The 6,283-nt window shown below is 46.6% G+C and carries 4 protein-coding genes; all 4 read right to left on the bottom strand.

Annotated features, from left to right (window positions below):
- Nucleotides 1-7 precede the first annotated feature (7 nt).
- On the bottom strand, nt 8-1,186 hold the full coding sequence (locus ACKPQ4_RS05730; protein ID WP_407680243.1) for a Gfo/Idh/MocA family protein: 1,179 nt from the start codon (nt 1,184-1,186) through the stop codon (nt 8-10).
- A 56-nt stretch (nt 1,187-1,242) separates the two neighbouring features.
- Nucleotides 1,243-2,823: an MFS transporter gene (locus tag ACKPQ4_RS05725; protein WP_407680242.1), complete on the bottom strand. Its 1,581-nt coding sequence runs from the start codon at nt 2,821-2,823 to the stop codon at nt 1,243-1,245.
- A 118-nt stretch (nt 2,824-2,941) separates the two neighbouring features.
- Nucleotides 2,942-4,624: a glutamine--tRNA ligase/YqeY domain fusion protein gene (locus ACKPQ4_RS05720; protein ID WP_407680241.1), complete on the bottom strand. Its 1,683-nt coding sequence runs from the start codon at nt 4,622-4,624 to the stop codon at nt 2,942-2,944.
- A 49-nt stretch (nt 4,625-4,673) separates the two neighbouring features.
- Nucleotides 4,674-6,182 carry a glutamate--tRNA ligase gene (gltX, locus tag ACKPQ4_RS05715; RefSeq protein WP_407680240.1) on the bottom strand — a complete coding sequence of 503 codons (1,509 nt, stop codon included), beginning with the start codon at nt 6,180-6,182 and terminating at the stop codon, nt 4,674-4,676.
- Nucleotides 6,183-6,283 lie beyond the last annotated feature (101 nt).

Raw genomic sequence — 6,283 nt, 5'->3', positions numbered from 1 at the left:
CTGAGGCTTACTTAGCCTTGGAACGAATCTTTCCTACTTTTTTCCAGCGCCCTGACTTAGCAGAGTCAAGTACTGCTTCGCAGATGTACTGGGTTTCCAGGGCATCGCGGAAGTCTGGGCGTAAGGGACGCTTTTTGCGGGAACCATAACCGGCTACAAAGTCGGCGAATTGATTGATGAAGCTGTGTTCATATCCGATATTAAGACCTGGAACCCACCATTTATCCATGTAGGGGTGCTCTCCACCATCGGTCACATGAATGGAACGCCAACCACGGGTCTTGGGATCTTCCTTGTCATACTCGTAGTAGTCAAGTTTGTGAAGGTCGTGCAAGTCCCAGAAGAGGGAACCGTCTGCTCCATTGATTTCGAAGGTGTAGAGTGCCTTGTGTCCGCGTGCGTAGCGGGTGGACTCAAAGATGGCAAGAGATCCGTTGGCAAACTTGGCAAGAAAAGCACAGGCATCATCAATGGTGACCTTTTGCTTCTTTCCGGTTGCAGTATGCACACGTTCCTTGATGAAGGTCTCCGTCATGGCACTGACTTCCACAATCGGACCGTTTAACCAAATGGCAGTATCAATACAATGGGCGAGTAAATCCCCGGTCACACCGCTTCCTGCAACTTTCGCATCCAAACGCCACAATCCTTCTCCTCCTTGGGGAAGGTCAGTATTGATGGTCCAGTCCTGAAGGAAGTTAGAACGATAATGATAAACCTTTCCCAAGCGACCTTCGTCGATCATTTCTTTGGCCATAGTAACCGCAGGAATACGACGATAGTTGTACCAAACCATGTTGGCCACACCCGCTTTTTCCACTTCGCGAACCATTTCTTCACCTTCCTTACAATCTAATGCGAGGGGCTTTTCACAAAGAATTGCCTTGCCTGCTTTGGCTGCAGCTATGGCAATTTCATGGTGTACATTGTTGGGAGCAGCGATGTCGATGACATCAATGTCATCGCGAGCGATCAACTTTTTCCAGTCGGTTTCAACTGATTCGTAGCCCCACTGATCCGCAAATGACTGAGCCCGGTCTTTATTGCGGGCACAAACGGCAGCGAGTTGGGGTTCATACTTCAACTCCGGAAAGAAGTTGGGTACTTTACGGAATGCGTTGGAATGGGTACGGCCCATGAAGCCATATCCGATCAGTCCGATGCGCAAGGGTTTTTTCTTAGCCATAGATTCTGAGTAGGTTTGGTTGGGTTGGGAGGAAACCGCTTAAAACTTTTCGGTCCTCAGGATTTACCTTCTTCAAGCTCTACGGGTTTGTAACCCCCGCGTCCCTTGAAGTAGAAAATAAGTGCAAGGTAGCAAATGAGCATGAAAACAGGGAAGATAGCAACGCTAGCCAAGGAAGCTTGCTTGCCTACCTGAATGCTGTGTTTGACGGTATCTTTTTCATCACCTTCCAGAGAATCAACCTTCGCAAGCTCAACTGCTGTGTAATCCCCTAGGAAGTAGGTGCTGTCCTTCGAGATTTTACCGTATGTTTCTTCATTAGTCTCAGCAATGACAGACTGTTTGACTGCATCTTCAGCCATTTTTCCAATCACTGGACCGCCGAGGATGCCAACCGCAAGCATACCGATACCGGCAATCGCATTGAGGGTAAGTGCTCCACCCTTCGGACATTGCTCTGAGACTACACCGAGTGTGGTGGGCCAGAAAAAGGTTTTTCCGAAGCCATACAAAGTAGCGAATACAAAGATCATAAGTAATCCAGACGCAGAGCTGAGAAGATAAAGTCCTGCAATAGCGAGCACAGCAGATGTAGCTAGGAGACCTAAAGGTCCGAGTTTGGCAACAATAGGCCCAGCAAACCAAAACCTGAGAACCATCATGATTGCAGATGTGTAAATGAGAACCCAAAGGCCATTGTAACCAGCTGCCGTCATAGGTTCTTCCATCAATCCAGAGATGGCACCGTCTGTACCAAGTTCGGTGGTAGCCAGTGGGATCATGATGAGACACATAAAGATAAGCAGAGGACGTCCAAGTGATTTGCAGTAAAGAAAGTAACCAATGGTGGAAACTGCAGTTAGAATGTAGACTATATTATCACTCCATCCAAACACCATACCAAGCTGCCTGTAAATTAGGTAGCCAGCAATTAAGGCACCAATGGCTCCAAATTCAGCCAACATTTCTTTGTAGGAGGTACCAGAAGAAACCCGCTCATTAACAGGAAACTTAGCATTTAAAAGCATAACAAGGTAAATGACCGCAGGGATAGCGATTAAGTAAATAAGAATTCTCCAGTCTTCTGCAGCTTGTGCGCCGAGGAGAATGGTTAAGATACCACCGATAACCAAACCACCTGGCCATCCAGCATGGAGGATATTGAGCCACTTTGTTTTGTCTTTTTTGAACATGGTGGCCACAACTGGATTGATAAACGCTTCTACGGTACCATTACCAAGACCGAGTATTACCGAACCCAGGTAAAGTTTGTCATAAGCTTCAGATTGAGCTGCTTTAAGTGCGTCTCCAACCAAGCCATCGGCCATAACAATGCCGTATGCTTGGTAAGCGAGAACTGCGTAGAGGGCGTAGCAGACAAAACTGAAGATCATAGCCAAACGATAACCAACCTGATCGATAATCAGACTGAATACGATAATACTGATGGCGAACGGCCAGATTCCTGCACCAAAAAGTTCACCAGCTTGTACTTGGTTTAATCCAAAGGTACTTGGCCAAAAGGGCTCTGCGTTTACAAGGAATGCCCTTGTTATGAAGGCAAAGGCAGTTGTGATAAGGGCGATGAAACACCCCCAAAACAATTTCATGTCAGGTCCTGATTCTTGGTTACTCATAGTTTATTATTGGGCTGGTTATAGTAGTAATTAACAAGGGTAGCTTGCCCCACATAATTGCAAATGGTGAATTCTTGGCAAGCTCGAATCCGCTCTTACCGCGGTAGCAATAATTAATCTACTTGTTGATTTTTGCCCAACTGTCACGCATCGCAACTGTTCGGTTAAGCACTTTTTTGCCGTCCTCGGCCTTATCTGAATCGAGGCAGAAGTAGCCTACACGTTCCAGCTGAAATGCTTGTCCAATGGAAATTTCAGTTACCGATGGTTCGACCAATGCGTGGTGGATGATTTCCAAGGAGTCGGGATTTAAATTGTCAGTGAAATCACCTCCATCTTCCACTTTTTCCGGGTCGGGCTTATTGAAGAGACGGTCGTACAAACGAACTTCACAAGGTTGTGCAGTGGAGGCATCCACCCATTGGATCGTACCTTTAACCCTTCGCCCGTCTGCGGTTCCTCCGCCCCGGCTTTCCGGGTCATATTCGCAGATTAATTCCGTGATATTTCCCTCCTCGTCCTTCACGACTTCGGTACAAGTCACATAATAAGCGTATTTGAGCCGGACTTCACGACCAGGAGACATACGGAAGTATTTTTTGGGCGGGTCTTCCATGAAATCATTCCGGTCTACATAGAGTTGTTTTGAAAAGGGAACCGGTCGGGTGCCCGCATCGGGATCTTCCGGATTGTTTACCGCATCGACGGTTTCGGACTTATCTTCTGGATAGTTGGAAATGGTTACCTTCAAGGGATCCAGTACTCCGAGTCGGCGGGGGGAGCACAGGTTGAGATCGTGACGCAGGCAATGTTCAAGCAATTCCACCTCGATCACATTTTCTCTCTTCGCTACACCCACTTTTTCACAAAAATCACGAATCGATTTGGAGGTGTATCCTCTGCGGCGCATACCTTGAAGGGTGGGCATGCGAGGGTCGTCCCATCCATTGACACGACCTTCTTCCACGAGACGGAGCATCTTGCGCTTGCTCATCACAGTGTAATTTAGGTTAAGGCGGGCAAATTCAATCTGTTGGGGATGGTGAATGCCAAGGTTTTGGCATAACCAATCGTAAAGAGGGCGATGATGCTCGAATTCGAGCGTACAAAGAGAATGGGTGATGCCTTCAAGGGAGTCAGATTGTCCATGAGCAAAATCATAGGATGGATAGATCTTCCATTTATCTCCCGTTTTTGGATGTTCCTGATGTATAATTCGATAGATCACCGGGTCTCTTAAATTGAGATTGGGTGAACTCATATCAATCTTTGCCCGCAGGGTTTTGGTTCCGTCCGGGAATTCTCCAAGGCGCATCTGTTCAAAGAGTTCGAGGTTTTCCTCGACCATACGTTCCCGAAATGGACTGTTCTTACCGGGTTCAATCAAGTTTCCGCGGTGGGCTTTCATTTCTTCAAATGACAGGTCGCAGACAAATGCCTTGCCTGCTTTGATTAATTGAACTGCCCAACTGTGCAACTGGTCGAAGTAATCAGAGGCGTGAAAAAAGCGGTCTTCCCAATCAAATCCTAACCATCGAAGGTCATCCTGAATGGCCTCTGCATATTCAGTTTTTTCCGCGACTGGATTGGTGTCATCTAAACGCAGGTTGCAAAGGCCTCCAAATTCCTGGGCAATGCCAAAATTCAAGCAGATGCTTTTGGCGTGCCCAAGATGAAGGTATCCATTGGGTTCGGGAGGGAACCGGGTACAAACCTTACCATCGTTCTTGCCAGATTGTTGATCTTCTTGGATGCGGGTACGGATGAAATCGAGGGTTTTTTCTGCTTCAAGTTCGCTCATTGGTAATGAAAAGTGGGGATAATTTTAGAAAGGGTGAGGAAAGGGACCATTAATCAATTCGCTCGCCGTATCGGTTTGCATATTCCTTTTCCAGTTTCTTGATTCCCTTTTTGCTCAGGCCTTGTCCATTGGCGGATAATAATTCGAGCGCGTGGCGCAAACGCATGCGGGTAAGATCAGGTCCGAGAAGAGCAATTCCATCAAAGAGGGGAAGAGAAACCGTGCTTCCGCTCATAGCCATGAAAAATAAGGGGAGTAGTTGTTTTAGTTTTAAATCTTCAACTTCGGCCATTTTTTGAAAGACTGAGGAGAGGGTGTCCCTGTCCCAACTTGAAGTCTTTTCCAATTCCCATTCGGCAATTTTAAGAAGTTTTGCAGGTTGATCGGGCTCCATTTTTCCAACCAGGTCTTCATGGGTGTAAATGGGTTGCTCGCTGAGAAGAAATTGGGCAAGCGGGAAAAAATCAGAAAAAGTTTCCAATCGTTGCAGGGCAAAGGGCATAATTTTTCCGAGAAATTCAGGATTTGCTTTCCATGTTTGCAAACGATCAATCACTTCCGCGGGATTAAGTTTTTCTCGAAGGTAGCGACCATTTAGCCATTTTAATTTGGCCAAGTCAAAAATGGGACCGCCCAGGCTGATTCTTTTAATGTCAAAAGTCTCAATTAGTTCATCCAAAGAAAAAATTTCCCGCTGATCGGGTAAAGTATATCCCATCATTCCCAAATAATTAAGCAGGGCCTCGGGCAAAAAACCGGCATCCCGAAAATAAAAGATACCAGTTGGATTCTTTCGTTTTGAAAGTTTGGACTTATCTGGATTGCGTAAGAGGGGGAGATGGGCAAAGACAGGGCACTGCCAGCCAAGATACTGGTAAAGCAAGACATGCTTGGGTGTGCTGCTTATCCACTCTTCGCCACGGATAACATGGCTAATAGCCATTTCATGGTCATCCACCACATTGGCGAGATGATAGGTGGGGAATCCATCTGACTTACGAATAACCTGGTGATCAATCTGGGCCCATTCAATACTAACTTGTCCGCGTAGTTCATCGGTAAATTCGCAAGTTCCAGACTCAGGGATTTTCATTCGTACCACAAAGGGCTCACTCTTGGCTCTTCTTGCTGATTCTTCCGGAGATAAACTTAAGCAAAGGCCATCGTAGCGTGGAGTTTCTTTATTCGCGATTTGTTTTGCCCTTAATTCGTTTAGGCGTTGAGGAGTGCAGAAGCAACGATATGCATGACCATTTTCAATAAGGCGATTAATTTCCCGCTCGTATAAATCAAGGCGTTCGCTTTGCCGGTATGGGCCGTATTGTCCACCGCAATCTGGTCCTTCATCCCACTCGATCCCTGCCCAGCGTAAGGCTTTGAAAATGGCTTTTTCTGATTCAGTTGATGAACGTTTCCGGTCAGTATCTTCGATGCGTAAAATAAATTGCCCACCATGTTTGCGTGCAAAGGCCAAATTAAAAAGGGCCATGTAAACTGTACCTAAATGGGGGGCGCCAGTGGGGGAGGGAGCGATTCGGGTGCGGACGGGTTGGCTCATGATTTAAAAGAGCAAGTTCTATAATTTTAGGAAAACAAGGACGATCAAAATCGCAATTAGAACGATTGTATTTTTAGCATGCCTTTCTCGGCTGGATGCCC

The sequence above is a fragment of the Candidatus Chordibacter forsetii genome (assembly GCF_964187505.1).
In the GTDB taxonomy this organism is placed as follows: Bacteria; Verrucomicrobiota; Verrucomicrobiia; order Opitutales; family Seribacteraceae; genus Chordibacter; species Chordibacter forsetii.
The sequence above is the reverse complement of the archived record's forward strand: the minus strand, read 5'-3'. Positions and strand labels throughout refer to the sequence as shown.

What these genes read in the sequence shown, in the direction of transcription:
- gltX (WP_407680240.1), bottom strand. Translation starts at nt 6,182, where the DNA reads ATGAGCCAACCCGTCCGCACCCGAATCGCTCCCTCCCCCACTGGCGCC.
- ACKPQ4_RS05725 (WP_407680242.1), bottom strand. Translation starts at nt 2,823, where the DNA reads ATGAGTAACCAAGAATCAGGACCTGACATGAAATTGTTTTGGGGGTGT.
- ACKPQ4_RS05730 (WP_407680243.1), bottom strand. Translation starts at nt 1,186, where the DNA reads ATGGCTAAGAAAAAACCCTTGCGCATCGGACTGATCGGATATGGCTTC.
- ACKPQ4_RS05720 (WP_407680241.1), bottom strand. Translation starts at nt 4,624, where the DNA reads ATGAGCGAACTTGAAGCAGAAAAAACCCTCGATTTCATCCGTACCCGC.